2 protein-coding genes are annotated in these 2,418 nt (G+C 69.6%); both read right to left on the reverse strand.

Features of this window, described 5'->3' with window-relative positions; translation table 11 throughout:
- The coding region (gene secF / locus AC2CHG_RS31045; RefSeq protein ID WP_484526165.1) for a protein translocase subunit SecF at positions 1-1,095 on the reverse strand (1,095 nt) is incomplete at its 3' end.
- Position 1,096: 1 nt separating this feature from the next.
- A partial coding sequence (gene secD / locus AC2CHG_RS31050) for a protein translocase subunit SecD (protein ID WP_484526166.1) occupies positions 1,097-2,418 on the reverse strand: 1,322 nt, incomplete at its 5' end.

The following is a 2,418-nucleotide window of genomic DNA, read 5'->3' on the forward strand; positions in this document are numbered from 1 at the left end:
CACCTTGGGCGCGGCGCCGGCCAGCGCGGCCGCCTCCGGGTCGATCGGCGCGTCGGCGTCCGGCGCGGTGGCCGGCCGGCCCTTCGGCGTGATCTCGCCCTTGGCGATCGCGGCCCGGCGGGACAGCACGCGCTTGTTGTGCGCGCTGATCCGCGGGTCCATGTTCTTCAGCAGCACCAGCAGCGGCGTGGCCAGCAGGATCGAGGTCAGGAACGCCACCGCCATACCGACGAACAGCACCAGGCCGAGGTCCTTCAACGTGCCCGCGCCGAGCAGGCCGGCGCCGATGAAGAGCAGACCGCCGACCGGCAGCAGCGCCACGACCGAGGTGTTCAGCGACCGCATGAGGCTCTGGTTGAGCGCCAGGTTGGACGCCTCGCCGTAGGTGACGTTGTTGTTCGCGGTGATGCCGCGTGTGTTCTCCTGCACCTTGTCGAAGACCACCACCACGTCGTAGAGCGCGAAGCCCAGGATCGTGAGGAAGCCGATGATCGTCGACGGGGTGACCTCGAAGCCGACGAGCGAGTAGATACCCGCGGTGAGGACCAGGTTGGTCAGCAGCGAGACGATCGCGGCGACCGCCATCCGCCACTCGAAGCGCAGCACCAGGTAGATCGACACCACCGCGATGAAGATCACCAGACCGAGGAAGGCGCGCGAGGTGACCTGGCTGCCCCAGGCCTCGGAGACCTGGCTGCCGCTGATCTGGTCGGCCTGGATGCCGAACTCCTGCGCCATCGCGGTCTTGGCCGCGTTGGCCTGCTCCGCGGAGAGCTGGCCGGTCCGCATCTCGTAGAACTCGCCGCTGGTGCCGCCGACCTTCTGCGCGCTGACCACCTCGACGCCCGGCGCCTCGGTGGTCAGCACCTCGTCAACGGTCCGCTCGGCCTGGTCCAGCGTGCCGACGCTCGCAGGCACCTGGAACGAGTTGCCGCCCGCGAACTCGATGCCCAGCTTGAAGCCGCTGATCGCGAAGCTCAGCACGGCGATCAGCATGAGCACGCCGGCTACGCCGAACCACAGCTTGCGCCGCCCGACGATGTTGAGATCCGCCTCGCCCCGGTAGAGCCGGGCGGCCAGACCGCTCTTAGCCATCTCAGGCCTCCTTCACACGCGGGTTGCGGGCGGTGCCCGGCTCGGCCGACCGGGCCGGCAGCGCCCGGCCCAGACCGCTGACCCGCGGCGACAGGAACGCCCGGGTCCGGGCGAACATCGTCATGATCGGGTGGCGGAAGAGGAACACGACGACCAGGTCGAGCACTGTGGCCAGGCCGAGCGCGAAGGCGAAGCCCTTCACCGCGCCGACGGACACGATGTAGAGCACCACCGCCGACATCAGCGTGATGGCGTTCGCCGAGATGATCGTCCGGCGGGCCCGGATCCAGGCGCGCGGCACCGCGCTGCGTGGACTGCGGCCCTCCCGGATCTCGTCCTTCAATCGTTCGAAGTAGATGACGAACGAGTCCGCCGCGACGCCCAGCGAGACGATCATGCCGGCGATGCCGGCGAGCGTGAGCGTGAAGCCGATCGACCGGCCGAGCACCACCAGCGCGCCGAACACCAGCAGCGCGGAGAGCACCAGGCTCAGGAAGATGACCGAGCCGAGCAGCCGGTAGTAGAAGAACGAGTAGATGATGACCAGCAGCATGCCGATGCCTGCGGCCAGCAGACCCGCCTTGAGGTGGCTGTCGCCGAGCGTCGCGGTGACGTTCTGCTGCTCCTGCGGCTCGAACGTCACCGGCAGCGCGCCGTAGCGCAGCTGGCTGGCGAGCGCGTTCGCGGCCTTGTTGTCGAAGCTGCCGGTGATCTGCGAGTCGCCGGTCAGCACGCCCTGGATCTCCGGGGACGAGACGATCTTGTTGTCCAGCACCACGGCGACCCGGCACTTGCCGTCCTGGCCGAGCGCGGTCTGGTCGCAGGCCTGGCCCTCGTTGGTGAAGGCCTCGCGGGTCAGCGCGGTCCACTTCTCCTGGCCGCTGCCGGTGAAGTTCAGGCTGACCACCCAGGAGCTGGTCTGGTCGAGCTGGGCGGAGGCGTTCTTGACGTCGGTGCCGAGCACCTTCGCCACGTCGAGCAGGTATTTCGCGCCGGACTCGCAGGCGACCGCCTTCTGCTTCTCGTCCTTGATCGAGGCAGCGGGCCGCGCGTCGAGCTGGGTGCAGGTGATGGTCGGGACGTTGAACTGCATCTCCACCGGCAGGACGGCGATCTCCTGCGGGGTGAGCGTGCCGAACGGCTTGAGCTTGTCGGCCAGCGACGGGTCGGTGGTCAGGTCCGCCGGGGCCTGCAGGCCCGAGGCGGCGGCCCAGGCGGCCGCGCCGACCTTCTGCTCGACGGCCTTGCGCTGCTGCTCGATGCTCTGCGGCACCGGCTCGGCGCTGGCGCTCGGGCTCGGCGCGGCGGCGCTCGGGCTCGCGC

The sequence above is a fragment of the Micromonospora sp. ATLC20 genome (assembly GCF_057196585.1).